Annotated in this window: 36 protein-coding genes and 1 tRNA gene; 35 read left to right on the top strand and 2 right to left on the bottom strand. The window is 30.8% G+C overall.

Translation table 11 applies throughout. The features are described 5' to 3' along the window. Positions 1-4 precede the first annotated feature (4 nt). From rpsS to BXQ17_RS06335, 30 genes are all read left to right on the top strand, one after another. Positions 5-283, top strand: coding sequence for a 30S ribosomal protein S19 (gene rpsS, locus BXQ17_RS06480; RefSeq protein WP_077809833.1), 279 nt, complete (start codon positions 5-7; stop codon positions 281-283). A gap of 6 nt (positions 284-289) precedes the next feature. After that, entirely contained in the window at positions 290-694 is a 405-nt protein-coding gene (gene rplV, locus BXQ17_RS06475; protein ID WP_077809832.1) for a 50S ribosomal protein L22, read from the top strand. Positions 695-705: 11 nt separating this feature from the next. Further along, the gene (gene rpsC, locus BXQ17_RS06470; RefSeq protein WP_077809831.1) at positions 706-1425 is read left to right on the top strand and encodes a 30S ribosomal protein S3; all 720 of its coding nucleotides are present in this window, start codon (positions 706-708) and stop codon (positions 1423-1425) included. Positions 1426-1447: 22 nt separating this feature from the next. Beyond that, positions 1448-1879 (top strand): 50S ribosomal protein L16, encoded by a 432-nt coding sequence (rplP, locus tag BXQ17_RS06465; protein ID WP_077809830.1) that lies wholly within the window; start codon positions 1448-1450, stop codon positions 1877-1879. An 11-nt stretch (positions 1880-1890) separates the two neighbouring features. Continuing rightward, positions 1891-2082, top strand: a complete 192-nt coding sequence (rpmC, locus tag BXQ17_RS06460) for a 50S ribosomal protein L29 (protein WP_077809829.1) — start codon at positions 1891-1893, stop codon at positions 2080-2082. A gap of 20 nt (positions 2083-2102) precedes the next feature. Then, entirely contained in the window at positions 2103-2360 is a 258-nt protein-coding gene (gene rpsQ / locus BXQ17_RS06455) for a 30S ribosomal protein S17 (RefSeq protein ID WP_018943599.1), read from the top strand. A 1-nt stretch (position 2361) separates the two neighbouring features. Further along, complete coding sequence (gene rplN / locus BXQ17_RS06450; RefSeq protein ID WP_015482230.1) at positions 2362-2730, top strand: 50S ribosomal protein L14; 369 nt, start codon at positions 2362-2364, stop codon at positions 2728-2730. Between the two features lie 12 nt (positions 2731-2742). Continuing rightward, a complete protein-coding gene (rplX, locus tag BXQ17_RS06445) occupies positions 2743-3045 on the top strand; it encodes a 50S ribosomal protein L24 (protein ID WP_077809828.1) in 303 nt (100 codons plus the stop codon). Positions 3046-3053: 8 nt separating this feature from the next. Beyond that, on the top strand, positions 3054-3605 hold the full coding sequence (gene rplE / locus BXQ17_RS06440) for a 50S ribosomal protein L5 (protein ID WP_077809827.1): 552 nt from the start codon (positions 3054-3056) through the stop codon (positions 3603-3605). Positions 3606-3608: 3 nt separating this feature from the next. Beyond that, complete coding sequence (gene rpsN / locus BXQ17_RS06435; protein ID WP_068363324.1) at positions 3609-3878, top strand: 30S ribosomal protein S14; 270 nt, start codon at positions 3609-3611, stop codon at positions 3876-3878. 162 nt (positions 3879-4040) lie between these two features. Next, positions 4041-4439 (top strand): 30S ribosomal protein S8, encoded by a 399-nt coding sequence (rpsH, locus tag BXQ17_RS06430; RefSeq protein WP_077809826.1) that lies wholly within the window; start codon positions 4041-4043, stop codon positions 4437-4439. Between the two features lie 10 nt (positions 4440-4449). Continuing rightward, the gene (rplF, locus tag BXQ17_RS06425; protein WP_077809825.1) at positions 4450-4995 is read left to right on the top strand and encodes a 50S ribosomal protein L6; all 546 of its coding nucleotides are present in this window, start codon (positions 4450-4452) and stop codon (positions 4993-4995) included. A gap of 12 nt (positions 4996-5007) precedes the next feature. Beyond that, positions 5008-5358 carry a 50S ribosomal protein L18 gene (gene rplR / locus BXQ17_RS06420; RefSeq protein WP_077809824.1) on the top strand — a complete coding sequence of 117 codons (351 nt, stop codon included), beginning with the start codon at positions 5008-5010 and terminating at the stop codon, positions 5356-5358. Between the two features lie 6 nt (positions 5359-5364). After that, positions 5365-5886 (top strand): 30S ribosomal protein S5, encoded by a 522-nt coding sequence (rpsE, locus tag BXQ17_RS06415; protein ID WP_077809823.1) that lies wholly within the window; start codon positions 5365-5367, stop codon positions 5884-5886. A gap of 11 nt (positions 5887-5897) precedes the next feature. After that, positions 5898-6080: a 50S ribosomal protein L30 gene (rpmD, locus tag BXQ17_RS06410; RefSeq protein WP_077809822.1), complete on the top strand. Its 183-nt coding sequence runs from the start codon at positions 5898-5900 to the stop codon at positions 6078-6080. A gap of 12 nt (positions 6081-6092) precedes the next feature. Further along, on the top strand, positions 6093-6542 hold the full coding sequence (rplO, locus tag BXQ17_RS06405; RefSeq protein WP_077809821.1) for a 50S ribosomal protein L15: 450 nt from the start codon (positions 6093-6095) through the stop codon (positions 6540-6542). A gap of 13 nt (positions 6543-6555) precedes the next feature. Beyond that, positions 6556-7878 carry a preprotein translocase subunit SecY gene (gene secY / locus BXQ17_RS06400; RefSeq protein ID WP_077809820.1) on the top strand — a complete coding sequence of 441 codons (1323 nt, stop codon included), beginning with the start codon at positions 6556-6558 and terminating at the stop codon, positions 7876-7878. Between the two features lies 1 nt (position 7879). Then, complete coding sequence (infA, locus tag BXQ17_RS06395) at positions 7880-8095, top strand: translation initiation factor IF-1 (protein WP_004568721.1); 216 nt, start codon at positions 7880-7882, stop codon at positions 8093-8095. Between the two features lie 15 nt (positions 8096-8110). Next, positions 8111-8227 (top strand): type B 50S ribosomal protein L36, encoded by a 117-nt coding sequence (gene ykgO / locus BXQ17_RS06390; protein WP_004568720.1) that lies wholly within the window; start codon positions 8111-8113, stop codon positions 8225-8227. Continuing rightward, entirely contained in the window at positions 8227-8592 is a 366-nt protein-coding gene (gene rpsM / locus BXQ17_RS06385) for a 30S ribosomal protein S13 (protein WP_077809819.1), read from the top strand. Before ykgO ends, rpsM begins: the two co-directional genes overlap by 1 nt. Positions 8593-8671: 79 nt before the next feature. Then, complete coding sequence (gene rpsK, locus BXQ17_RS06380; RefSeq protein WP_077809818.1) at positions 8672-9055, top strand: 30S ribosomal protein S11; 384 nt, start codon at positions 8672-8674, stop codon at positions 9053-9055. Between the two features lie 81 nt (positions 9056-9136). Next, positions 9137-9742, top strand: a complete 606-nt coding sequence (gene rpsD / locus BXQ17_RS06375; RefSeq protein ID WP_077809817.1) for a 30S ribosomal protein S4 — start codon at positions 9137-9139, stop codon at positions 9740-9742. A gap of 95 nt (positions 9743-9837) precedes the next feature. After that, the gene (locus BXQ17_RS06370; protein ID WP_077809816.1) at positions 9838-10830 is read left to right on the top strand and encodes a DNA-directed RNA polymerase subunit alpha; all 993 of its coding nucleotides are present in this window, start codon (positions 9838-9840) and stop codon (positions 10828-10830) included. A gap of 57 nt (positions 10831-10887) precedes the next feature. Then, the gene (rplQ, locus tag BXQ17_RS06365) at positions 10888-11361 is read left to right on the top strand and encodes a 50S ribosomal protein L17 (RefSeq protein ID WP_077809815.1); all 474 of its coding nucleotides are present in this window, start codon (positions 10888-10890) and stop codon (positions 11359-11361) included. A 100-nt stretch (positions 11362-11461) separates the two neighbouring features. After that, on the top strand, positions 11462-12574 hold the full coding sequence (gene carA, locus BXQ17_RS06360; RefSeq protein ID WP_077809814.1) for a glutamine-hydrolyzing carbamoyl-phosphate synthase small subunit: 1113 nt from the start codon (positions 11462-11464) through the stop codon (positions 12572-12574). A gap of 119 nt (positions 12575-12693) precedes the next feature. Then, positions 12694-13980 carry a phosphopyruvate hydratase gene (gene eno, locus BXQ17_RS06355; RefSeq protein WP_077809813.1) on the top strand — a complete coding sequence of 429 codons (1287 nt, stop codon included), beginning with the start codon at positions 12694-12696 and terminating at the stop codon, positions 13978-13980. A gap of 175 nt (positions 13981-14155) precedes the next feature. Beyond that, complete coding sequence (locus BXQ17_RS06350) at positions 14156-15442, top strand: citrate synthase (protein ID WP_077809812.1); 1287 nt, start codon at positions 14156-14158, stop codon at positions 15440-15442. Positions 15443-15503: 61 nt separating this feature from the next. Beyond that, entirely contained in the window at positions 15504-16418 is a 915-nt protein-coding gene (locus BXQ17_RS06345; RefSeq protein WP_077809811.1) for a dimethylarginine dimethylaminohydrolase family protein, read from the top strand. Between the two features lie 110 nt (positions 16419-16528). Then, complete coding sequence (gene ctlX / locus BXQ17_RS06340) at positions 16529-17461, top strand: citrulline utilization hydrolase CtlX (protein WP_077809810.1); 933 nt, start codon at positions 16529-16531, stop codon at positions 17459-17461. Between the two features lie 26 nt (positions 17462-17487). Then, positions 17488-18162 carry a PrsW family intramembrane metalloprotease gene (locus BXQ17_RS06335; protein ID WP_077809809.1) on the top strand — a complete coding sequence of 225 codons (675 nt, stop codon included), beginning with the start codon at positions 17488-17490 and terminating at the stop codon, positions 18160-18162. On the opposite strand, the gene pafA is transcribed toward BXQ17_RS06335, so the two are convergent. Then, a complete protein-coding gene (pafA, locus tag BXQ17_RS06330) occupies positions 18163-19806 on the bottom strand; it encodes an alkaline phosphatase PafA (protein WP_077809808.1) in 1644 nt (547 codons plus the stop codon). A 111-nt stretch (positions 19807-19917) separates the two neighbouring features. Between pafA and BXQ17_RS06325 the strand changes: the two genes are divergently transcribed. The 5 genes from BXQ17_RS06325 to BXQ17_RS06305 all read left to right on the top strand — a co-directional run bounded on the left by BXQ17_RS06325 (position 19918) and on the right by BXQ17_RS06305 (position 23728). Then, positions 19918-20658: an ABC transporter permease gene (locus BXQ17_RS06325; protein ID WP_077809807.1), complete on the top strand. Its 741-nt coding sequence runs from the start codon at positions 19918-19920 to the stop codon at positions 20656-20658. Between the two features lie 3 nt (positions 20659-20661). Continuing rightward, positions 20662-21429, top strand: coding sequence for an ABC transporter ATP-binding protein (locus BXQ17_RS06320; protein ID WP_077809806.1), 768 nt, complete (start codon positions 20662-20664; stop codon positions 21427-21429). A gap of 59 nt (positions 21430-21488) precedes the next feature. Further along, positions 21489-21561: transfer RNA gene (locus tag BXQ17_RS06315), tRNA-Lys, on the top strand. Between the two features lie 102 nt (positions 21562-21663). Next, positions 21664-22200, top strand: a complete 537-nt coding sequence (locus tag BXQ17_RS06310) for a CIA30 family protein (protein ID WP_254712413.1) — start codon at positions 21664-21666, stop codon at positions 22198-22200. A gap of 61 nt (positions 22201-22261) precedes the next feature. Then, the gene (locus BXQ17_RS06305; RefSeq protein ID WP_077809805.1) at positions 22262-23728 is read left to right on the top strand and encodes a DUF389 domain-containing protein; all 1467 of its coding nucleotides are present in this window, start codon (positions 22262-22264) and stop codon (positions 23726-23728) included. Positions 23729-23767: 39 nt separating this feature from the next. On the opposite strand, the gene BXQ17_RS06300 is transcribed toward BXQ17_RS06305, so the two are convergent. Next, positions 23768-24364 (bottom strand): SprT-like domain-containing protein, encoded by a 597-nt coding sequence (locus BXQ17_RS06300; RefSeq protein ID WP_077809804.1) that lies wholly within the window; start codon positions 24362-24364, stop codon positions 23768-23770. Positions 24365-24377: the final 13 nt, after the last annotated feature.

Genomic DNA, 24377 nt, shown 5'->3' with positions numbered 1-24377 from the left:
AGTTATGGCAAGATCATTAAAAAAAGGACCTTACGTTCACTATAAGTTAGAGAAAAAAGTGTTAGCTAATGTAGAAGGTGGAAACAAAACTGTAATCAAAACTTGGTCTAGAGCAAGTATGATTACTCCAGATTTTGTTGGACAAACAATTGCTGTTCATAACGGGCGTCAGTTTGTACCGGTTTACGTTACAGAAAACATGGTAGGGCATAAATTAGGCGAATTTTCACCAACTCGTTCTTTTAGAGGACACGCTGGTGCAAAAAATAAAGGAAAAAAATAGTAGGAAATGGGAGTTCGTAAAAAAAATATGGCAGATCAGTTAAAAGCAGATAGAAAGCAACGTGCTTTCGCTAAGCTTACTAACTGTCCTACATCACCAAGAAAAATGCGTTTAGTAGCAGATCAAGTAAGAGGTGTTGAAGTTGAAAAAGCTTTACAAATCTTAAAATTTAGCCCTAAAGAAGCATCTATAAACTTAGAGAAATTATTGTTGTCTGCAATTGCAAACTGGCAAGCTAAGAACGAAGATGCAGCTATAGAAGATGCTGGATTATATGTGAAAACTATTTATGTAGATAGCGCAGGAATGTTAAAAAGATTAAGACCAGCTCCACAAGGTCGTGCTCATAGAATTCGTAAGCGTTCTAATCACGTTACTTTAGAGTTAGGTACTAAAACAATAAGCAAATAATCAAAGTAGAAATGGGACAAAAAACTAATCCAATAGGAAATCGTTTAGGAATCATCAGAGGTTGGGAATCTAACTGGTACGGTGGTAATGACTACGGAGATAAAATTGCTGAAGATGATAAGATAAGAAAGTATATACATGCTAGATTATCTAAAGCAAGTGTTTCTAGAGTAATTATAGAGCGTACTTTAAAACTTGTAACCGTTACTATCACTACTGCTAGACCTGGTATTATTATCGGTAAAGGTGGTCAAGAGGTAGACAAGTTAAAAGAAGAGCTTAAGAAAATTACAGGAAAAGAAGTTCAAATTAACATTTTTGAAATCAAGCGTCCAGAATTAGATGCAAGATTAGTAGCAACTAGTGTTGCTCGTCAAATTGAGAATAGAATTTCTTATAAGAGAGCTATTAAAATGGCTATTCAAGCTACAATGAGAATGAATGCTGAAGGTATTAAAATTCAGATTTCAGGACGTTTAAATGGAGCTGAAATGGCGCGTTCAGAGCACTTTAAAGAAGGTAGAATTCCTCTTTCTACTTTTAGAGCTGATATTGATTATGCACTTGTAGAAGCTCATACTACATACGGAAGATTAGGTGTGAAGGTATGGATTATGAAAGGCGAAGTTTATGGTAAAAGAGAATTATCTCCATTAGTAGGATTGTCTAAGAAACAATCTGGTTCTAAAGGTGGTGACAGATCTAAACGTCAACCTCGTAGAAGAAAATAATTTTTAAAATTAGAAATTAAAAATGTTACAGCCAAAAAGAGTAAAATACCGTAAGGTACAGAAGGCGAAAGGAAATATGACAGGTATTTCTGGTAGAGGAAATCAACTTTCTAACGGAATGTTTGGTATCAAATCTCTAGACCAGAATTTATTAACTTCGCGTCAGATAGAAGCAGCTCGTATTGCGGCTACTCGTCATATGAAAAGAGAAGGTCAGTTATGGATTAAAATATTTCCAGACAAGCCTATCACTAAGAAGCCTTTAGAAGTACGTATGGGTAAGGGTAAAGGAGCACCAGATCATTTTGTTGCAGTTATTAAACCAGGTAGAATTTTGTTTGAAATTGGTGGAGTGCCAATGGATGTTGCAAAAGAAGCTTTACGTTTAGCAGCACAAAAACTTCCAGTAAAAACGAAGTTTGTAGTAGCAAGAGATTTTGATATTAACGCTTAATTCTAAATACAATGAAACAATCAGAAATAAAAGAATTATCTATAGCAGATCTTAATGAAAAGCTTGGAGCGTTGCAAAAGAATTATACTGATCTTAAAATGGCTCATGCAATAACTCCTTTGGAGAACCCATTGCAGTTGAGAAGTTTAAGAAGAACTGTAGCAAGAATTGCAACAGAATTAACAAAAAGAGAATTACAATAATTCTATAGTCAGTTTTAAAGATGGAAAAAAGAAATCTTAGAAAAGAGAGAATTGGTGTTGTTTCTAGTAACAAAATGGAAAAATCTATTGTTGTTGCTGAAACTAAAAGAGTTAAGCACCCAATGTACGGAAAGTTCGTATTAAAGACTAAGAAGTACGTTGCACACGACGAAAAGAATGATTGCAACGAAGGAGATACAGTTAGGATCATGGAAACAAGACCTATGAGTAAATCTAAACGTTGGAGATTAGTAGAAATCCTAGAAAGAGCTAAATAATATGTTACAGACAGAATCAAGATTAAAAGTAGCAGATAATACTGGAGCTAAAGAAGTTTTAGTAATTAGAGTTTTAGGAGGTACAAAAAAGCGTTACGCAAGTATTGGAGACAAGATTGTTGTATCGGTTAAATCTGCAACTCCTAACGGAACTGTAAAAAAAGGTCAAGTATCTAGAGCAGTTGTTGTAAGAACAAAGAAAGAAGTTAGACGTAAAGACGGATCTTATATTAGATTTGATGATAATGCTTGTGTACTTTTAAATCCTACAGAGGAAATGAGGGGAACTCGTGTTTTCGGACCAGTTGCACGTGAACTTCGTGAGAAACAATTCATGAAAATAGTATCATTAGCACCTGAAGTGCTTTAACATTATAATAAAATGAAGAAGTTTAAATTAAAATCAGGAGATACTGTAAAAGTAATTGCAGGAGATCATAAAGGATCTGAAGGTAAGGTTTTACAAATTATCAAAGATAAGGATAGAGTTTTAGTAGAAGGTGTAAATTTAGTTTCTAAACACACTAAACCTAATGCTCAAAATCCTCAAGGTGGTATTGTAAAGAAAGAAGCTTCTCTTCATATTTCTAACGTAATGTTAGTAGAAGAAGGTGTAGCTGTAAGAGTAGGTTATCAGGTTGATGGAGATACTAAAACTAGAATCTCTAAAAAAACTAAAAAATAAGAGTAATCATGAGTTACGTACCAAGATTAAAATCAGAATACAAAGAAAGAGTTGTTAAAGCTCTTACTGAAGAATTCAGTTATAAAAATGTAATGCAAGTACCAAAATTAGAAAAGATTGTTGTTTCTAAAGGTGTTGGTGCAGCAATTGCAGATAAGAAATTAATAGATTATGCTTTAGAAGAGTTGACTAAAATTACAGGTCAAAAAGCGATATCTACAATGTCTAAAAAAGATGTTGCATCATTTAAATTACGTAAAGGAATGCCAATTGGAGCAAAAGTTACGTTAAGAGGTGATAAAATGTATGAATTTTTAGACAGACTAGTTACAGCTTCTTTGCCACGTGTAAGAGACTTTAACGGTATTAAAGCTAATGGATTTGATGGTAGAGGTAATTACAATTTAGGTATTACTGAACAAATCATTTACCCAGAGATAAATATTGACCAAGTGAAGAAAATTAACGGTATGGATATTACTTTTGTAACATCTGCAAATACTGATAAGGAAGCAAAGTCATTATTAGGAGAATTAGGTTTACCATTCAAAAAAAATTAAGAAATGGCTAAAGAATCAATGAAAGCTCGCGAACGTAAAAGAGCAAAAACAGTTGCAAAATATGCAGAAAAGAGAAAAGCTTTAAAAGAAGCTGGAGACTATGAAGCATTGCAAAAATTACCAAAAAATGCATCACCAGTAAGAATGCACAATAGATGTAAATTAACTGGACGTCCAAAAGGATATATGAGACAATTTGGTATCTCTCGTGTAACGTTTCGTGAAATGGCAAATCAAGGATTAATACCAGGTGTTAAAAAGGCAAGTTGGTAGAAATTTTAAATAAAGCTTAAAAATAAAAATAGAATGTGTATCTTTGCACGCTCTATTTTTTTTGAGTATAAGAATTTTAACTGATTATAGGTTCATTTATCACAGAGAAATCTGTAGCATAAATAGAGGTATTTGAAAACCGTAATCGCAATATAAATAAGTATGTATACAGATCCAATTGCGGATTTTCTAACAAGAGTTAGAAATGCAATCGCTGCAGGACACAGAGTAGTAGAAATTCCAGCTTCAAACTTGAAGAAGGAAATGACTAAAATTTTGTTTGACCAAGGGTTTATTTTAAGTTATCAATTTAATGATGATAAAGTTCAAGGAACTATCAAGATAGCTTTAAAGTATGACAAGGAAACAAAAGAGTCAGTAATTAGAAAAATCCAACGTATCAGTACGCCAGGTTTAAGAAAATATGTTGGTTCTTCAGAGATGCCAAGAGTATTAAATGGACTAGGTATTGCTATTGTTTCAACATCTAAAGGTGTTATGACAAACAAAAAAGCACGTCAAGAAAATGTTGGAGGAGAAGTTTTATGTTACGTTTATTAATTTTTAAGAAATGAGTAGAATAGGAAAAAATCCCGTTAGCATTTCACAAGGTGTAGATGTAAACATAAAAGACAACGTAATTACTGTAAAAGGGAAGTTAGGAGAGTTAACTCAAACTATTTCTGAAGGAATTACAGTAAGTATTGAAGATGGAGTTATCACATTAGATAGAGCATCGGAAAGCAAAGACCATAAAGCACAACATGGTTTAATGAGAGCTTTAATCAATAACATGGTTGAAGGTGTAAGTAAAGGTTGGACTAAAGAATTAGAACTTGTAGGAGTAGGTTATAGAGCTTCAAATCAAGGTCAGAAATTAGACTTAGCTTTAGGTTTCTCTCATAATATTGTTTTAGAATTAGCTCCAGAAGTGAAAGTAGAAACAGTATCAGAGAAAGGGAAAAACCCAATCATTAAATTAACTTCTTTTGACAAACAGTTAGTTGGTCAAATAGCTGCAAAGATTCGTTCTTTTAGAGCTCCGGAGCCATATAAAGGTAAAGGTGTTAAGTTTGTTGGTGAATTATTAAGAAGAAAAGCAGGTAAATCTGCATAATAATATAGCAATATGGCATTATCAAAGCTAGAAAGAAGAGCTAGAATAAAGCGTAGAATTAGAAAAATTATTTCTGGTACTGCTACAAAACCAAGATTATCGGTTTATAGAAGTAACAAAGAAATTTACGCTCAAATAATAGACGATGTAAACGGAGTGACTTTAGCTGCTGTTTCATCTAGAGATAAAGATATTAAAGCAAGTTCTAAAATTGAAGCAGCTACTGCGGTAGGTAAAGCAATTGCAGAAAAAGCTACTAAAGCAGGATTAGTAAATGTTGCTTTTGATAGAAATGGTTATTTATACCATGGTAGAGTTAAAGTATTAGCAGAAGCTGCAAGAGAAGCTGGTTTAAAATTTTAAGAAAATATGCAAGGTTATAAAAACGTAGAAAGAGTTAAACCTAGTGGGTTAGAACTTGTAGATAAATTAGTAGGTGTACAACGTGTTACTAAAGTTACAAAAGGTGGTAGAGCATTTGGTTTCTCTGCAATTGTTGTTGTAGGTGATGGTAATGGTGTTGTAGGACATGGTTTAGGTAAATCTAAAGATGTTTCTTCTGCAATTGCAAAAGCAGTAGAAGATGCAAAGAAAAATTTAGTTAGAATTCCTATTTTAGATGGTACTTTACCTCACGAACAAAAAGGTAAATTTGGTGGTGCAAAGATTTTTATCAAGCCTGCATCTCCTGGTACAGGGGTTATTGCTGGTGGTGCTGTACGTATCGTATTAGAATCTGTTGGTGTACATGATGTATTATCAAAGTCTCAAGGATCATCTAATCCTCACAATGCTGTAAAAGCTACTTTTGATGCATTATTACAATTAAGAAGTGCATCTTCTATTGCTAAGCAAAGAGGTATATCTATAGAAAAAGTATTTAACGGATAAATCTAAGAACGATGGCAAGAATTAAAGTTACACAAGTAAAAAGTCAAATCGGACGTCTTCAAAGTCAAAAAAGAACTTTAGAGGCTTTAGGTTTACGTAAAATGAACCAAACTGTAGAACATGAGGCAACTCCTACAATTATTGGTATGGTAAATACAGTTAAACACTTAGTTTCTTTTGAAGAAATTAAATAAGATTTATAAAAAATGAGTTTACATAATTTAACACCTGCAGAGGGTTCCATTAAAAAAGGAAAAAGAATTGCAAGAGGTGAAGGTTCTGGAAAAGGTGGTACTGCTACAAGAGGTCACAACGGACAGAAATCTCGTTCTGGTTATTCTAAAAAGATAGGTTTTGAAGGTGGTCAAATGCCTCTTCAAAGACGTGTACCTAAATTTGGTTTCACAAATATAAACCGTAAGGAGTATCAAGGAATCAATTTAGATAAATTACAATCTTTAGTTGATAGTGGAAAAATAACAGATACAGTAAATTTAGACATTCTAATTGCTAACAGATTGGCTGGTAAAAACGACCTAGTTAAAATTTTAGGAAATGGAGAGTTAAAAGCTAAATTAAATATAACTGTACATAAATTTACAGCATCGGCAAAAGCAGCTATTGAAGCAGCTGGAGGAGAAGCTGTTGCTTTATAAGAACACGTAAATGATGAATTTTATTAATACGCTAAAGGATATTTTCAAAATTGAAGAATTAAAAAACAAAATTCTTCTTACTATCGGTCTAATTGCTGTGTATCGTTTTATGGCTGCTGTACCATTACCTGGTATAGATCCATTACAGTTATCAGCTTTAAAAGAAAGTACTTCTGGAGGTCTTTTAGGATTATTGAATGCATTTACAGGTGGGGCATTTGCTAGGGCGTCAGTAATGGCTCTTGGTATAATGCCATACATTTCTGCTTCTATTGTAGTTCAGTTAATGGGAATTGCTGTTCCTTATTTACAAAAATTACAAAAAGATGGAGAAAGTGGTAGAAAAAAAATTACACAAATTACAAGATGGTTAACAATAGTTATTACGTTAGTACAAGCACCAACGTATATTACTGCTATTAAGACTCAATTTAACTTACCACCAGAAGCTTTTTTAGTTAGTGGTTTAACTTTTTGGGTATCGTCAATCATAATCTTAACTGCAGGTACAATTTTTGCTATGTGGTTAGGTGAGCGTATTACTGATAAAGGTATAGGTAATGGTATTTCATTATTAATTACTGTTGGTATTATTGCTAATTTCCCAGCTGCTTTTTTACAAGAATTCGTTTCTAAAACAGAAAATGCAGGTGCAGGTGGTTTAATGATGATTTTAATTGAAATTATTGTTTGGTTTGTAGTGATTTTATTAACTGTTTTATTAGTTACAGCTGTTAGAAAAATTGCTGTACAATATGCAAGAAGAACAGTTGCAGGTAATGTGCAAAATGTTGCAGGTTCAAGAGATTACATTCCTTTGAAATTAAATGCAGCAGGTGTAATGCCAATTATTTTTGCTCAAGCAATTATGTTTTTGCCTTTAGCTTTAGGTCAAAGATTTCCAGCTTTAGTTGGTTTAACAGATCCTAATGGTTGGCAATACAATGTTATATTTGCTTTACTAATTATAATTTTTAGTTATTTTTATACTGCAATTACAATTCCTACCAATAAAATGGCTGAGGATTTGAAGAGAAGTGGTGGTTTTATTCCTGGTATTAGACCTGGAAAAGATACTGCGGATAGATTAGATAGTGTATTATCTAGAATAACTTTCCCTGGATCGTTATTTTTAGCTGCATTGTCTATATTACCTGCAATTGTAGTTCAGTTTGGAGTACAACAGGGATGGGCAATGTTTTACGGTGGTACATCATTAATCATTATGGTAGGTGTAGCAATTGATACAATGCAACAAATTAACTCGTATTTATTAAATAATCATTATGATGGTTTAATGAAAACAGGAAACAGCAATAGAAAATCAAATAAATAGTATGGCTAAACAATCAGCAATTCAACAAGACGGAACAATAACAGAAGCATTATCAAATGCTATGTTTCGTGTAGAATTAGAAAACGGACATATTGTAACGGCTCACATTTCCGGAAAAATGCGTATGCATTATATCAAGCTTTTACCTGGAGACAAGGTAAAGTTAGAGATGAGTCCGTATGATTTATCAAAAGCAAGAATTACTTACAGATACTAAAAAAAAACTAAACAGATGAAAGTTAGAGCATCAGTTAAAAAAAGAAGTGCCGACTGCAAAATAGTGCGCAGAAAAGGTAGATTATACGTAATTAATAAACAAAATCCTAGATTTAAACAAAGACAAGGGTAATGGCAAGAATAGCAGGTATTGATATTCCAAAGAATAAAAGAGGGGTTATTGCTTTAACTTACATCTTTGGTATTGGAAGCAGCAGAGCTAAAAAAGTTTTAGCAGAAGCTAAGGTAGACGAGAGTATTAAAGTTCAAGATTGGACTGATGATCAAATCGCTGCAATTAGAGAGCAAGTTGGATCTTTCACAATTGAAGGAGAATTAAGATCTGAAGTTCAGATAAACATCAAACGTTTGATGGATATTGGATGTCAGAGAGGAATTCGTCATAGACTTGGTCTTCCTTTAAGAGGACAAAGAACTAAAAATAATTCTCGTACAAGAAAAGGTAAGAGAAAAACTGTAGCTAACAAGAAAAAGTAAGTTAGACAAGTAACATAAGATCTATCAATTGGTTATACCAATTATTAATAGAAAACTAGGTTACTAAAACTAAATAATTATGGCAAAAGCAAGTTCAAAAAAACGTAAAGTAATAATTGAAGCAATAGGAGAAGCTCATGTAACAGCATCTTTTAACAACATCATTATTTCTTTAACAAATAAAAAAGGAGATGTAATTTCATGGTCATCTGCAGGTAAAATGGGTTTTAGAGGTTCTAAGAAGAATACTCCTTATGCAGCTCAATTAGCAGCAGAAGATTGTGCAAACGTTGCAAAAGAAGCAGGTTTACGTAAAGTAAAAGTTTATGTAAAAGGCCCAGGAAACGGTAGAGAATCTGCAATTAGATCTATCCATAATGCAGGTATCGAAGTAACAGAAATTATCGATGTTACTCCAATTCCTCATAATGGTTGTCGTCCTCCTAAAAGAAGAAGAGTATAATTAAATATTTTAACTTGATAGGAACAAGATTATCGAAGGAGTAAGCCTTAATTCATAATCCCTATCTATAACACAAACGAAATGGCAAGATATACAGGACCAAAAACAAAAATAGCCCGTAAATTCGGTGAAGCTATTTTTGGAGAAGATAAAAACTTCGAAAAAAGAAATTACCCTCCAGGACAGCATGGTAATGCAAGAAGAAGAGGAAAAAAATCTGAATATGCTACTCAATTAATGGAGAAGCAAAAAGCTAAATATACTTACGGTATTTTAGAACGTCAATTCAGAAACTTATTTAAAGACGCTTCTGCTTCACAAGGTATTACAGGTGAGATTTTATTACAATTATGTGAGTCTCGTTTAGATAATGTTGTTTACAGAATGGGTGTTTCTAAATCAAGAAGTGGTGCACGTCAATTAGTTTCTCACAGACATATTACTGTTAACGGAGAATTAGTAAACGTACCATCTTACAGATTAAAAGAAGGAGATGTAGTTGCTGTTAGAGAAAAGTCTAAATCTTTACAAGCTATTGATGATGCTTTAGCATCTAACAATAATGTTTATGAATGGTTAACTTGGAATTCTGATAAAAAAGAAGGAACTTTTGTTAAAGTACCAGCAAGGTTACAAATTCCAGAAAACATTAAAGAGCAGTTAATCGTAGAATTATATTCTAAGTAATAAATTAATCATATTGGTATTTAGCCAAAGGATTTATAAGTATTTCTTCACACTTATATTTCGCGCAACTAAATAACAATTAAAACGAAGAAAAAATGGCAATTTTAAATTTTCAAAAACCAGATAAGGTTATAATGATAGAATCTACAGATTTCTCTGGAAGATTTGAATTTAGACCTTTAGAACCAGGTTTTGGTTTGACAATAGGAAACGCTTTAAGAAGAGTACTTTTATCTTCTTTAGAAGGTTTTGCAATCACATCTTTAAGAGTTGATGGTGTAGAACATGAATTTTCTACTGTATCTGGTGTTGTAGAAGATGTAACAGAAATTATCTTAAACTTAAAGCAAGTTCGTTTTAAGAAACAAATAGATGAAACAGATAGAGAAACTGTATCTGTATCTATTTCTGGTCAAGAGCAGTTTACTGCTGGAGATTTACAGAAATTTATTTCAGGATTTCAAGTATTGAATCCAGATTTAGTTATTTGTAACATGGATAAATCTGTTAAATTAAATGCAGAAATTACAATAGAAAAAGGTAGAGGGTTTGTACCTGCAGAAGAAAATAAAAAAGCTTCTGCACCAATAGGAACAATCTTTACAGATTCTATTTACACACCAATTAAGAATGTAAAGTACGCAATCGAAAATTACCGTGTAGAACAAAAAACGGATTACGAAAAATTAGTTTTCGATATTGATACTGATGGATCTATAAATCCAAAAGACGCTTTAACAGAAGCTGCTAAGATTTTAATTCACCACTTTATGTTATTCTCTGATGAGCGTATCACTTTAGAGGCAGATGAAATTGCACAGACAGAAACATATGATGAAGAATCATTACATATGCGTCAGTTATTAAAAACTAGATTAATTGATATGGACTTATCAGTAAGAGCATTAAATTGTTTAAAAGCTGCAGAAGTTGATACATTAGGTGATTTAGTTTCTTTTAACAAAAGTGATTTAATGAAGTTTAGAAACTTTGGTAAAAAGTCTTTAACAGAACTAGAAGAATTAGTTATTGTTAAAGGTTTAAGTTTCGGAATGGATTTAAGCAAATACAAATTAGATAGAGATTAATTTTCATATTTTGCTCCTCAAAGAGAGTTGATGCAAGATGAATAATAAAACAAGGTCATGAGACACGGAAAAAAACACAATCATTTAGGAAGAACAACTTCGCATAGAAAAGCGATGTTAGCTAATATGACTTGTTCTTTAATAGAACATAAGCGTATTAACACAACAGTGGCTAAAGCAAAAGCATTAAGAGTTTTTGTTGAACCATTAGTAACAAAGTCTAAAACTGATACTACTCACAATAGACGTATTGTTTTTTCTTACTTACGTGATAAATTTGCTGTTACAGAATTATTTAAAGAAATTTCTGTAAAAGTAGGAGATAGACCAGGTGGTTACCTTCGTATTATCAAATTAGGAAATCGTCAAGGAGATAACGCTCCTATGGCAATGGTAGAGTTTGTTGATTACAACGAAATCTATAACCCTAATGGTAAAAAAGCGAAAAAATCTACAAGAAGAGGAAGAGGAAAAAAATCTGAATCTGCTCAAGTAGAAGGTACTGCAACAGAAGCAAAATCTGAAGAATAAAAAATGAAAATTTTTTAATTTATATAAAAGGGATAAACGTTTACGTTTATCCCTTTTTTTATATTTTTACAACAACAACAACAAACACAATTATATATTAATGAAATATCAAACAAGAAAAAAAGCACTAGTTTTATTAGCTGATGGAACTATCTTTTATGGAAAATCTGTAGGTATAGAAGGAACTTCAACAGGAGAAATTTGTTTTAATACAGGTATGACAGGTTATCAAGAAATTTTTACAGATCCATCCTATTTTGGTCAAATAATGGTTACTGCAAATGCACATATTGGTAATTATGGAGTAAATGATGATGAAGTAGAATCTGATGGAATTAAAATATCTGGTTTAATATGTAGAAATTTTAGTTTTACTCACTCTAGAGTAGATTCTAACGGTAATTTAAAAGATTGGTTCGAAAAGCATAATATTGTTGCAATTTCTGATGTTGATACTAGAGCTTTAGTAGCTTATATTAGAGACAATGGTGCTATGAACGCAATTATATCTACAGAAACAGATAACATCGACGACCTAAAAAAACAACTTGCATCTGTACCAAGTATGGAAGGTTTAGAGTTAGCTTCTAAAGTTTCTACTAAAGAGCCATATTTTGTAGGTGATGAAAACTCTTCAATTAAAATATCGGCATTAGATATTGGTATTAAGAAAAATATTTTAAGAAATTTAGCTAAAAGAGGTGCTTATATTAAAGTATTTCCTTACGATTCTAAGTTCTCAGAATTAGAATCATTTAATCCTGATGGGTATTTCATTTCTAACGGACCAGGAGATCCAGAGCCTTTAATAGATGCACAAGAAGTTGCTAAAGAAATTATAAAACGAGATTTACCTTTATTCGGTATTTGTTTAGGTCATCAAGTTATCGCATTGGCAAATGGTATTTCTACATATAAAATGCATAATGGTCATAGAGGTATTAACCATCCTGTTAAAAATATTGGAACTGGTAAAGGTGAAATAACTTCTCAAAACCATGGTTTTGCAATCAATAAAGAAGAAACTGAAAGTAATAAAGATATTGAAATAACACATGTTCATTTAAATGATCATACGGTTGCTGGTATCAAAATGAAAAATAAACCTGTTTTTTCTGTACAATATCATCCAGAGGCTAGTCCAGGACCTAATGATTCAGAATATTTATTTGACCAGTTTATAGAAACTATTAAAAGCAATTCACAAACTTAATTGTTAAACTATAAATATTGAAATCGTTTTCGTAAGAATCCGTTTAAACTCAAATAAATGAGTATCATATTTTGTAAATTAGCAATATAGAATAGTAAATTAATTAAATAAAATATACAATGAGTATTATTATTAGCGTTCACGCACGTCAGATTTTTGATTCAAGAGGAAATCCAACAGTTGAAGTAGATGTAACTACTGAAAATGGAATTTTAGGTAGAGCAGCAGTTCCTTCTGGAGCATCTACAGGAGAACATGAAGCGGTAGAGTTACGAGATGGAGGAGATGCTTATATGGGGAAAGGTGTTTTAAAAGCTGTTGATAATGTAAATAATATTATAGCTGCAGAACTTTTAGGAGTTTCTGTATTTGAACAAAATAGTATTGATAAATTAATGATTGATTTAGATGGTACTCCAAATAAATCTAAATTAGGTGCAAACGCAATTTTAGGAGTTTCTTTAGCTGCTGCTAAAGCTGCTGCAAATGAGTTAGGAATGCCTTTATATAGATATGTTGGTGGTGTTTCTGCAAACACATTACCAGTTCCTATGATGAATATAATTAATGGTGGTTCTCATTCTGATGCACCTATTGCTTTTCAAGAATTTATGGTGATGCCAGTTAAGGCAGAAACTTTTTCTCAGGCTATGCAAATGGGATCAGAGATTTTTCATAATTTAAAGAAAGTATTACATGACAGAAATTTATCTACTGCTGTAGGTGATGAAGGTGGTTTTGCACCAACTTTAGATGGTACAGAAGATGCTTTAGATACAATTGCGTTAGCAGTTAAAAATGCAGGTTATTCTTTCGGAGACGAAATTATGGTTGCATTGGATTGTGCTGCGGCAGAATTTTATGTTGATGGAAAATATGATTATTCTAAATTTGAAGGTGAAACTGGTAAAATTAGAACTAGCCAAGAGCAAGCAGACTATTTAGCTGAATTAGCTTCTAAATATCCTATTATTTCTATTGAAGATGGTATGGATGAAAACGATTGGGAAGGTTGGAAATATTTAACTGAAAAGATTGGAGATAAAGTACAATTAGTTGGAGATGATTTATTTGTAACAAATGTAGAACGTTTATCTAGAGGAATTGAAAACGGTATTGCAAATTCTATCTTAATTAAAGTAAACCAAATTGGTACTTTAACAGAAACAATTTCAGCAGTAAATATGGCTAAAAATGCAGGTTTTACATCTGTAATGTCTCATAGATCTGGTGAAACAGAAGATAATACAATTGCAGATTTAGCGGTAGCATTAAACTGTGGACAAATAAAAACAGGTTCTGCTTCTCGATCTGATAGAATGGCGAAGTACAATCAATTATTAAGAATAGAAGAAGAATTAGGTGAAGTTGCATATTTCCCTAAAGAAAAAGCTTTTAAAATATAATTTTTTAAGCTTTATAAACATTACAAGCCTCGCATTTTATGCGAGGTTTTTTCGTTTTTAAACTATAAGTTAATATTATTTTAAAATATTGAAAAACTATAAAAAAGTAATATAAATTATCTATAAAATATGGTATCTTCGTGGAATTGAGAAAAACACAATAAAATCATTATAAATGTCAGATATAGCTAAATTACAAATCGGAGAAGATTCTTATGAATTTCCTCTTGTAAAAGGAACAGAAAATGAAGTAGCAATAGATATTAAATCGTTGCGTGGAGCTACCAATGGGGTTATTACAATAGATCCTGGATACAAGAATACAGGATCTTGTGAAAGTGCTATTACTTTTTTAGATGGTGAAAAAGGAATCTTAAGATACAGAGGGTATTCTATTGAAGATTTAGCAGAAAAAGCAGACTTTTTAGAAGTTGCATATGCTTTAATTTTTGGTGAGTTACCAACAAAAGAACAATTAGAAAAATTTCACTCTGATATTAAATCTAAGTCTGTTGTAGATGATGATGTTAAAAAAATATTAGATGCTTTTCCTAAGACAGCTCACCCAATGGGTATTTTGTCTTCTTTAACAAGTGCTTTAACAGCTTTTAATCCTTCTTCAGTAAATGTAAATTCAGAAGAAGAAATGTACAATGCAATTGTAAAAATATTAGGTAAATTTCCTGTGTTAGTTGCTTGGACAATGCGTAAGAAAACAGGTTTACCTTTAAACTACGGATCTAAATCTTTAGGGTATGTTGAAAATATCATGAAAATGATGTTTGAAGAGCCAAATGAAGAATACGTAATAAATCCAATAATTAAAGACGCAATAGATAAATTATTAATCTTACATGCAGATCATGAGCAAAACTGTTCTACTTCTACAGTAAGAATAGTAGGTTCTTCTCATGCAGGGTTATTTGCTTCTTTATCTGCGGGAATTTCTGCACTTTGGGGACCATTACACGGTGGTGCTAATCAGGCTGTTTTAGAAATGTTAGAAGCTATTAAAGAAGATGGCGGAGATACAAAAAAATACATGGCTAAAGCGAAGGATAAAAATGATCCTTTCCGTTTAATGGGATTTGGTCATAGAGTTTATAAAAACTTTGATCCTAGAGCTACAATTATTAAAAAAGCAGCCGATGAAGTTTTAAAAGATTTAGGTATCGAAGATCCTATTTTAGATATTGCAAGAGGATTAGAACAAGAAGCGCTTAACGATCCTTACTTTGTAGATAGAAAATTATATCCTAATGTAGATTTCTACTCTGGTATCATTTATAGAGCAATGGGAATTCCTGTAGAGATGTTTACAGTAATGTTTGCTTTAGGTAGATTACCTGGTTGGATTGCACAATGGAAAGAAATGCGTTTAAACAAAGAGCCAATAGGTAGACCTCGTCAAATTTATACTGGCGAAAACTTAAGAGCTTTTACATCTATAGAAAATAGATAATAAAAACACTAACAATAAAAAGCTTCATAATTATATGAAGCTTTTTATTTACATTTTTTATATGTTAAAACTAAATATCAAAAATGAAACAGCTAAACTTAAAGCTGTAGTATTAGGAATTGCAAATAGTGTTGGTCCTACGCCCAAAGTAGAAGATTGTTATGACCCTAAAAGTAAGCAGCATGTTCTTGCGGGTACTTACCCAAAAGAAGCAGATATGGTTGCTGAAATAGATGCGGTTGCAACTGTTTTAGAAAAATATAATGTAGAAGTTTTTAGACCAAAAGTTATAGAAGATTATAATCAAATATTTTCTAGAGATATAGCATTTGTAATAGAAGACAAATTGGTAAAAGCAAATATTTTACCAGATAGAGATCAAGAAATTGATGCGATAAATCATGTATTATCTCAAATTGATGCTAAAAATATTATAAAGCTACCCGAAGAATGTCATGTAGAAGGTGGTGATGTAATGCCTTGGAATGATTATATTTTTGTAGGTACTTACTCAGGAGAAGATTATCCAGAATTTATTACAGCAAGAACGAATACAGATGCTGTAATTGCGTTGCAAGAATTATTTCCAGAAAAAACTGTAAAATCTTTTGAATTAAGAAAAGATAATGTAAATCCTAAAGAGAATGCTTTACATTTAGATTGTTGCTTTCAACCAATAGGAAAAAACAAAGCTATACTTCATAAAAACGGATTTTTAGTTGAAAAAGAATATCAATGGTTAGTAGATTTCTTTGGAAAAGAAAATATTTTTGAAATTGATAAGGAAGAAATGTATAACATGAATAGTAATATTTTTTCGATTTCAGAAGATGTAATCATTTCAGAAAAAAACTTTACTCGCTTAAATACATGGCTTAGAAGTAAAGGATTTATAGTTGAAGAAGTTGCTTACTCAGAAATAGCCAAACAAGAAGGATTGCTAAGATGTTCTACAATGCCTTTAATAAGAGAATAAAGTTTGTAATAAATTTAGTAAAAACCGTTTTCAAAAAAAGAAAACGGTTTTTAATTTTAATACGTATTCTATAATAATATGTGTTTATATTTGTACTTTATTTAAAATTTATGCAACAAACTACAAATACCATATTAATGATTCGTCCTATCAACTTTAGGATGAATGAACAAACCGCAGTAAACAACTATTTTCAGGAAGACATTGATTTAAAAAATGCTGAAATTAATAACAAAGCTCAACAAGAATTTGATGCTTATGTTTTTAAATTGAAAAGTTTTGGTGTTAATGTTGTAGTAGTTTCTGATACTGATAAATTTGATACACCAGATTCAATTTTTCCTAACAATTGGATTTCTTTTCATTCTGATGGAACAGTAGGATTGTATCCAATGTTTGCAGAAAATAGACGTTTAGAAAGAAGAGATGATATTTTAAATGAGTTAGAAAAAAATGATTTTTTAATCGAAAATATTGTTGATTATACTTCTGCTGAAGAAGAAGATTTATTTTTAGAAGGTACAGGAAGTATTATTTTAGATAGAGTAAATAGAAAAGCATATTGCGCTCTATCTGCTAGAGCAGATGAAGATTTATTTATAGAGTTTTGTGAAGATTTTGAGTATACACCTGTAGTTTTTGTTGCTAATCAAACTGTAGAAGGAGAAAGAGCAGCAATTTATCATACAAATGTGATGATGTGCGTTGCAGAAACTTTTGCAGTAATTTGTCTTGATACCATAGATAATAAAGCAGAAAAGAAAAATGTCTTAAAGCATTTAAAAGAAGATGGTAAACAGGTTATTGAAATTACGGAAGCTCAAATGCATAATTTTGCCGGTAACATGTTACAAGTTAGAGGAGCTAATGATGAGTTGTTTCTTGTGATGAGTAAAACTGCACACGATTCGTTAACACAAAGTCAGGTAGCTAAAATAAATAATCATTGTAAAATTATCTCTAGTTCTTTAGAAACAATAGAAACTTGCGGTGGTGGTAGTGCACGATGTATGATGGCAGAAGTATTTTTACCAAAAAATTAAAATCAAGTTTAAATTGCTGCGGATAAATGAATTTACTACTCTTGGCTATTGCGCCAGTAACTATTATAATTTTATATATTTACTTTAAAGATAAATATGAAAAAGAGCCTGTAGCAATTTTAATAAAAACATTTCTATTAGGTGCAACTGTAAGTGTTACTCTAACATTTACTATTGGCTATGCTGCTACCTTATTATTTCCAGAATTAAATTCAAAAGATATATTTCATCAGTTTTTAAAAGCTTTTGTAGTAGTTGCTTTAGTTGAAGAATTTTCTAAATATTTAATAGTAAGGTTTTATTCTCAAAAAAATAAAGAATTTAACGAACCCTTCGATGGAATCGTCTATGCAGTAATGGTTTCTATGGGGTTTGCAGCTTTAGAAAACGTAATATATACTTTTCAATATGGTGCTGGTACAGGTTTAATTAGAGCTTTTACGGCTGTTCCTGCACATGCAACTTTCGGAATTTTGATGGGATATTTTATGGGAAAAGCTAAGTTTTCTAAGAATAGAGTTCAATTGAATTTAATTGGTTTGTTATTAGCTACAATATTTCATGGAGCTTATGATTTTTTTCTATTCATAAATTTTATTCCTGGAATTTCAATTGGTGCTTTTATATCGCTAATAATAGGAATTGTTCTTTCTAGAAAAGCGATTAAAAAGCACCAAGATAATTCTGTTTTTAAATTGTAATTATTTCTTTAAAACTTCATCTATAATTTTTCCCGATGTTCCGTTTGGCGCTTCAATTTTAAGTAAATTAGAAATTGTAGGTGCAATATCTATAATATCATATTTCTTAGTAGATCTTCCTTTTTTAATTCCGTTACCATAAAATATAATTGGTACGTGTGTATCATAAGAGTAACCAGAACCGTGACTTGTACCTTTTCTACTGCTAATTAAAGTTGCAGGATAAGGAATCATTAAAACGTCTCCAGAAAATTTCTGATTGTAACCATTTTGTAAAGAACTTAAAATACCGCTAGTAAAATTAGTTGTTTGTAATGTTCTAGCAGTTACAGCTTTGTATATTTTATCAAAATTTACAACTTCATCTGCAATTCTTTGTGCAACATCATTTTTATCTAAACCTAAAGATTCAATTTTATTTTTATCTAAAAAAATTTGATAATTAGAAACATTTTCTATCAATTCTTTAGAATTAAAATACTTTTGGGTAACACCTAATAAGAAGTCGCTAAAATCTTTAGTGCTCATGTAATGTGCAGGTATTTTTAATGATTGAAGGTAAGATGGTACATGAACAGCAGCATGATCTGCAGTTAAAAATAAAGTGTAATTTCCTTTACCAACTTCAGTATCTAAAAAATTAAAAAATTCTTCTAAATCTTTATCAAGTCTTAAATATGTATCTTCAGTTTCTACAGCAGCAACGCCGTATCTATGACCAACATAATCTGTAGATGAAAAACTAACACTTAAAAAATCTGTAAATTCAGTAGTACCTAATTGTTCTCCTTTAATCACTGCTTTTGCAAAATCTACAGTATAAGTATTACCAGCAGGAATAGTTTTAATCAAGCTAAAATTACCATTTTTTTCTCTTAATTCTTTTAAGTTTTTAGGAAAGTCTGGTTTTTCTTTTCCGTTTAAATTGTTTTCGTAAATATTATTATCGGCTCTACTTTGTGTATATGTTTCGATATCATATAAAGTTTCCCAAGTAGTATTTAAATAAGAATCTGCTTTGTTGTTTTTATTAAAATCTTTTACCCAATTTGGTAATTCATCCATATAAAAAGAACTAGTTATCCATTGATTTTTATCGCCTCCATCGTACCAATATGCAGCATTAGCTGTATGCCCAACTGGTAAAATTGCAGATCTATCTTTAATAGAAATACCAATTGTTTTTCCTTGCATATTTTGTGCTAATTGTAACTGATCGGTTATTGTTGTTGTGTATAATCTATGTGGAGATTTTTTTCCTACATAACCATCATTTCCTACTGTTTTGTAGTTATCATCATCCACACAGTAGATTGTTTCTTTTAATTTTTTATCGTACCAATTGTTAGAAATTATACCGTGATTATCTGGTGTTGTACCTGTATATATAGATGTGTGTCCGACAGCAGTATATGTTGGGATATAATTAAAATGGGCATTTTCAAGAGAGAATCCGTTTTTTAAAATTCTATTAAACCCGCCTTCAGAATACCTGTCTGCATATCTTGTTAAATAATCATATCTCATTTGATCTATAACAATACCAATTACCAACTTTGGTTTTTTTGAGGTTTTTGTACTACTTTTAGTACAACTAGAGATTAAAATAATTGATGTTAATAAGTAGAAAATAGCTTTCTTCATTAGTTGAAAAATATTATAAATTTCATCAAAAGTAATTATTTTTTATTTTGAAGTTGTATAATTAACATTCAATTAATCATATTTTAATACTTTAGCCTAAAATTAGTTTAAATGACGTATTTAGAACATGTGGGTAAGTATTTTATGATGTTAAAGCGTGTTTTTAGAAAACCGCAGAAACGTCGTGTTTTTTACCAAGCATTAATGAAAGAAGTAGAAGATTTAGGTATTAAATCTTTAGGTATTATTATGTTTATCTCATTTTTTATTGGAGGAGTGATTGCATTACAAACTGCCTTAAATTTAGATAGCCCATTTATACCAGATTCTTTAATTGGTTTTGCCGCAAAAAGATCTATAATTTTAGAATTTGCACCTACATTTTGTTGTATTATTTTGGCAGGTAAAGTGGGTTCTTATATAACATCTAGTATTGGTACAATGCGAGTTACAGAGCAAATTGATGCTTTAGAGGTTATGGGAATTAATTCACTTAATTTTTTAGTATTACCAAAAATTATAGCGGCTCTTTTTTTCTATCCTTTTTTAATAACGTTAGCAATGGCTCTTGGTATTTTTGGAGGTTGGATTGCAGGTGTGCTTTCTGGATTGTTTGCAGGTACAGATTACATAACAGGTATTCAAACAGATTTTAAACCATTTTTAATAGTTTATGCATTAATAAAAACGATAATCTTTTCTTTTTTAATAGCTACTGTGCCTTCATATCATGGTTATTATGTAAAAGGAGGGTCGATTGCCGTAGGAAGAGCAAGTACACAAGCTGTAGTTTGGACAACCATTTTAATAGTTATTGCAAATTATTTTTTAACTCAAATGCTATTAACATAAAATATGATAGAAGTAAAAAATTTACATAAAGGATTTAATGGTACAGAGGTTTTAAAAGGGATTACAACAACTTTTTTACCTGGTAAAACAAATTTAATTATTGGACAAAGTGGTTCTGGTAAAACAGTATTCTTAAAATCTTTAATTGGATTGCATGTTCCAGAGAAAGGAACAGTTGCTTTCGACGGAAGATTAAACACAGAATTTACTCAAGAACAAAAAATGCAGTGGAGACAAGAAATAGGCATGGTTTTTCAAGGAAGTGCTTTATTTGATTCTCAAACGGTAGAAGAAAACGTAATGTTTCCTTTAAAGATGTTTACTAAGAAATCTCAATCGGAAATGTTAGATCGTGTAAACACTGTTCTTAAAAGGGTAAATTTAGAAAATTCTAACAAAAAATTACCTGCAGAACTATCTGGAGGAATGCAAAAAAGAGTTGCAATTGCTAGAGCAATTGTTATGAACCCTAAATATTTGTTTTGTGATGAACCAAATTCTGGTTTAGATCCTCAAACTGCAATTGTAATTGATAATTTAATTCAAGAAATTACAGATGAATATAAAATTACGACAGTAATAAATACACATGATATGAATTCTGTAATAGAAATTGGAGAAAAAATTGTTTTTTTAAATAAAGGAGTAAAAGCTTGGGAAGGTTCTAGTGAAGATATATTTTCTACTGAAAATGAGTCGGTTGTAAGTTTTGTTTATTCTTCTAATTTATTAAAGAAAGTTAGGCAAGTTTATTTAGATGAAATAAAATAAAAAAAAACTTGTTTTATTTAAATTAAGGTGTATATTTGCACCCGCTAAGCGAAAAGAATGACCTGGTAGCTCAGTTGGTAGAGCATCTCCCTTTTAAGGAGAGGGTCCTGGGTTCGAGCCCCAGCCCGGTCACTTGATTGTAAAACTCCACACTTTGTGTGGAGTTTTTTTTTAACACTACTTCAACATAGTTTTGCTATTAAACCTGTATTTTTGTTTAAATAATTACAAGTAATGATAAACAAAATAATTTTAATCATTTATTTTAGCACTATGAATTTATCAAGCCAAATACTTTTCGACTTTAAAAAATCTGTAAACATTGAAGATTGGAAAATAGTAGATGACGTTGTAATGGGAGGGAAGTCTAATGGCAGTTTTATCTTAAATAATTCTGGTTATGGAGAATTTTATGGAAAAATCTCTTTAGAAAATAATGGCGGATTTTCATCATTAAGAAATAAAAACATAAACTTAAAAACTATTGGCTATACAGAGGTAGTTATAAAGGTAAAAGGAGATGGTAAAAAGTATCAATTTAGATTAAAGGATAATTTAGATAACGCTCATTCCTTCATATCGCCTTTTACAACTTCCGGAGAGTGGCAAACTATCAGAATAAAGCTTTCAGAAATGTACCCTGCCTTTAGAGGAAGAAAATTATCAATCGGAAATTTTTCTGCTAACAGTATTGCTGAAATTGCATTTCTAATAGGTAATAAAAAACAAGAAAATTTTAAATTAGAGATAGATAAAATTTATCTACAATAGTATATATTTTAAGAATCAAATCACTTTTTTTGTATCTTTCCAAAGTTATAAATTAATATAAATGGAAGAAGATCTTAAAAACCCTACACCTAATGCTGCAGAAAATTCTAAACAAAATGTTCAGAAAGATGCAAAAGGTTTGCTAGAAAGTGTAAAAAAGTTTTTAATAGAACTTTTCGACTTTAGAGATGATACAGATCACGAAGCAACTATAGAAGCTATAAAAGCAGATATACCATTTAAAGGTGCTACAGCTTGGATTCTACTTTTTGCCGTTTTTGTGGCCTCTATTGGTTTAAATGCAAACTCTACAGCAGTGGTAATTGGTGCCATGTTAATTTCGCCATTAATGGGGCCAATATTAGGTTTAGGTATGTCTTTTGCGTTAAATGACATCAATACTTTTAAAAAGTCTTTGATGAACTTAGGAACCATGATTGGTTTAAGTTTGTTTGCTTCGTTTTTATTCTTTTACTTTTTTCCTTTAAGTGAAGATAATTCAGAATTATTAGGAAGAGTTAGTCCAGATATTCGAGATGTTTTAATTGCCTTTTTTGGTGGATTAGCCTTAATGGTTGCAAGAACAAAAAAAGGTACTATAGCTTCTGTTATTTTTGGTGTTGCAATTGCAACAGCATTAATGCCGCCTCTATGTACAGCTGGTTATGGTTTAGCTAAAGGTAAATTTTCTTACTTTTTTGGTGCTATGTATTTATTTACTATAAATACTATTTTTATTGCATTGGCAACATTTTTGGTATTAAAGTTATTACGTTTTCCTATGCATAAATATGCAAATGCGGCTAAACGTAAAAGATACTCTACCATTGCAACGGTAGTTGGTATTGCTGTAATGATACCTGCCATATTTACTTTTATAACTGTTTTTAAAGAAAACCAAGTAAAAACACAGGTTAATAATTTTATTAAAAACGAAGTTAAAACTGTAAAGTCTTTTCAATTAATTGATGATTCTTATAGTTATGAAAACAAAATTATTAATCTTAATTTCTTTAATGAAGTAAGTGATGGCGAAGAAAATATTTTAAATAATCAATTGGCAAATAACGTAAGCTACGATAAAATAAAGGATTTTAAAATAATTATCAAGGGTAGCGATACCAAAAGTTTTGAGTTGATTACTACAGCTTATAAAGAGAAAAGAGAAGAGCTTAAGGAAAGTAAGAATATTATTGCAGGTTTACAAAAGCAAATAGCAGATTTAGAGGAAACCATATCTAGTTTAAATAACAGAATAGAACAAGATGCTTTAAATAAAAATCAAAAAGTAGTAGCTTTTAGTAGAATAGCAAAAGATGCTAAAATAAGATATGTAGATATCGAAGAAATTGGTTTTGCAAGTGTTTTGTCTTCTAAAGATTTTATTAAGATTGATACAATTCCGGTTGCAACAATTAAATGGAATCTAAGAATACCAGATAGTATTATAACACCTAAAGAAAGGGAATTAAGAAATTGGTTGCAAAAAGAAATGAATTTAGATACTTTATTTATCAAAAGAGATTAACTAAAAAAGCTCCTTAAAAAAGGAGCTTTTATTATATCATTATAAATCTTTGTAAAGTTTTACTTCTACATTTTGATTAAATAAATAGACTTTTTTATTAGACATATTTAAGCATTCGTAACGAGTTCTTCTTTTATTACCGCGTTTGTATATAGTATTTTTAAAAATAAAGAGTTCGTTTAAAGGAATGTCAAAAATAAAATGTTTACCATTTTCTGCAACATTTCCTCTTAAAGCTAGAGATAAATTCACATCAGAATCTGTGCTTGCTTTCGGGTTTTTTAAATAATTGGCTAAATGAGGTAAAATTTCATTCGGATAAATATTTGGATTTAAAAAAGGCAACATCAAATGCTGAAAAATAGCTTTCCATTCTTTACCATGTGCTTGAACCCTTCCAAATTTTTGATGTGTAACATGATGTGCTATTTCATGCACCAAAGTCAAAAGAAATTGATATTTATTTAAATTATTATTTACGGTTATTTGAAATTTACCATTTGGTAAACTTCTAAAATCGCCATGTTTTGTGGCTCTTTGGTTTACAATTTTTAATGTGAAATTATGTTCATTAATTAAAAATTCTAAAAAAGGAATTGCTTTTTGGGGTATGTAATTTTTATATTTTGAATCCAAAATTGAAATGAAA

The sequence above is a fragment of the Polaribacter sp. BM10 genome (assembly GCF_002005425.1).
GTDB lineage: Bacteria > Bacteroidota > Bacteroidia > Flavobacteriales > Flavobacteriaceae > Polaribacter > Polaribacter marinaquae.
This window is presented reverse-complemented; position numbering and strand designations above follow the sequence as displayed.

Coding starts and splice junctions, on each gene's coding strand:
- rpsS (WP_077809833.1), top strand. CDS start 5: ATGGCAAGATCATTAAAAAAAGGACCTTACGTTCACTATAAGTTAGAG.
- rplV (WP_077809832.1), top strand. CDS start 290: ATGGGAGTTCGTAAAAAAAATATGGCAGATCAGTTAAAAGCAGATAGA.
- rpsC (WP_077809831.1), top strand. CDS start 706: ATGGGACAAAAAACTAATCCAATAGGAAATCGTTTAGGAATCATCAGA.
- rplP (WP_077809830.1), top strand. CDS start 1,448: ATGTTACAGCCAAAAAGAGTAAAATACCGTAAGGTACAGAAGGCGAAA.
- rpmC (WP_077809829.1), top strand. CDS start 1,891: ATGAAACAATCAGAAATAAAAGAATTATCTATAGCAGATCTTAATGAA.
- rpsQ (WP_018943599.1), top strand. CDS start 2,103: ATGGAAAAAAGAAATCTTAGAAAAGAGAGAATTGGTGTTGTTTCTAGT.
- rplN (WP_015482230.1), top strand. CDS start 2,362: ATGTTACAGACAGAATCAAGATTAAAAGTAGCAGATAATACTGGAGCT.
- rplX (WP_077809828.1), top strand. CDS start 2,743: ATGAAGAAGTTTAAATTAAAATCAGGAGATACTGTAAAAGTAATTGCA.
- rplE (WP_077809827.1), top strand. CDS start 3,054: ATGAGTTACGTACCAAGATTAAAATCAGAATACAAAGAAAGAGTTGTT.
- rpsN (WP_068363324.1), top strand. CDS start 3,609: ATGGCTAAAGAATCAATGAAAGCTCGCGAACGTAAAAGAGCAAAAACA.
- rpsH (WP_077809826.1), top strand. CDS start 4,041: ATGTATACAGATCCAATTGCGGATTTTCTAACAAGAGTTAGAAATGCA.
- rplF (WP_077809825.1), top strand. CDS start 4,450: ATGAGTAGAATAGGAAAAAATCCCGTTAGCATTTCACAAGGTGTAGAT.
- rplR (WP_077809824.1), top strand. CDS start 5,008: ATGGCATTATCAAAGCTAGAAAGAAGAGCTAGAATAAAGCGTAGAATT.
- rpsE (WP_077809823.1), top strand. CDS start 5,365: ATGCAAGGTTATAAAAACGTAGAAAGAGTTAAACCTAGTGGGTTAGAA.
- rpmD (WP_077809822.1), top strand. CDS start 5,898: ATGGCAAGAATTAAAGTTACACAAGTAAAAAGTCAAATCGGACGTCTT.
- rplO (WP_077809821.1), top strand. CDS start 6,093: ATGAGTTTACATAATTTAACACCTGCAGAGGGTTCCATTAAAAAAGGA.
- secY (WP_077809820.1), top strand. CDS start 6,556: ATGAATTTTATTAATACGCTAAAGGATATTTTCAAAATTGAAGAATTA.
- infA (WP_004568721.1), top strand. CDS start 7,880: ATGGCTAAACAATCAGCAATTCAACAAGACGGAACAATAACAGAAGCA.
- ykgO (WP_004568720.1), top strand. CDS start 8,111: ATGAAAGTTAGAGCATCAGTTAAAAAAAGAAGTGCCGACTGCAAAATA.
- rpsM (WP_077809819.1), top strand. CDS start 8,227: ATGGCAAGAATAGCAGGTATTGATATTCCAAAGAATAAAAGAGGGGTT.
- rpsK (WP_077809818.1), top strand. CDS start 8,672: ATGGCAAAAGCAAGTTCAAAAAAACGTAAAGTAATAATTGAAGCAATA.
- rpsD (WP_077809817.1), top strand. CDS start 9,137: ATGGCAAGATATACAGGACCAAAAACAAAAATAGCCCGTAAATTCGGT.
- BXQ17_RS06370 (WP_077809816.1), top strand. CDS start 9,838: ATGGCAATTTTAAATTTTCAAAAACCAGATAAGGTTATAATGATAGAA.
- rplQ (WP_077809815.1), top strand. CDS start 10,888: ATGAGACACGGAAAAAAACACAATCATTTAGGAAGAACAACTTCGCAT.
- carA (WP_077809814.1), top strand. CDS start 11,462: ATGAAATATCAAACAAGAAAAAAAGCACTAGTTTTATTAGCTGATGGA.
- eno (WP_077809813.1), top strand. CDS start 12,694: ATGAGTATTATTATTAGCGTTCACGCACGTCAGATTTTTGATTCAAGA.
- BXQ17_RS06350 (WP_077809812.1), top strand. CDS start 14,156: ATGTCAGATATAGCTAAATTACAAATCGGAGAAGATTCTTATGAATTT.
- BXQ17_RS06345 (WP_077809811.1), top strand. CDS start 15,504: ATGTTAAAACTAAATATCAAAAATGAAACAGCTAAACTTAAAGCTGTA.
- ctlX (WP_077809810.1), top strand. CDS start 16,529: ATGCAACAAACTACAAATACCATATTAATGATTCGTCCTATCAACTTT.
- BXQ17_RS06335 (WP_077809809.1), top strand. CDS start 17,488: ATGAATTTACTACTCTTGGCTATTGCGCCAGTAACTATTATAATTTTA.
- pafA (WP_077809808.1), bottom strand. CDS start 19,806: ATGAAGAAAGCTATTTTCTACTTATTAACATCAATTATTTTAATCTCT.
- BXQ17_RS06325 (WP_077809807.1), top strand. CDS start 19,918: ATGACGTATTTAGAACATGTGGGTAAGTATTTTATGATGTTAAAGCGT.
- BXQ17_RS06320 (WP_077809806.1), top strand. CDS start 20,662: ATGATAGAAGTAAAAAATTTACATAAAGGATTTAATGGTACAGAGGTT.
- BXQ17_RS06310 (WP_254712413.1), top strand. CDS start 21,664: ATGATAAACAAAATAATTTTAATCATTTATTTTAGCACTATGAATTTA.
- BXQ17_RS06305 (WP_077809805.1), top strand. CDS start 22,262: ATGGAAGAAGATCTTAAAAACCCTACACCTAATGCTGCAGAAAATTCT.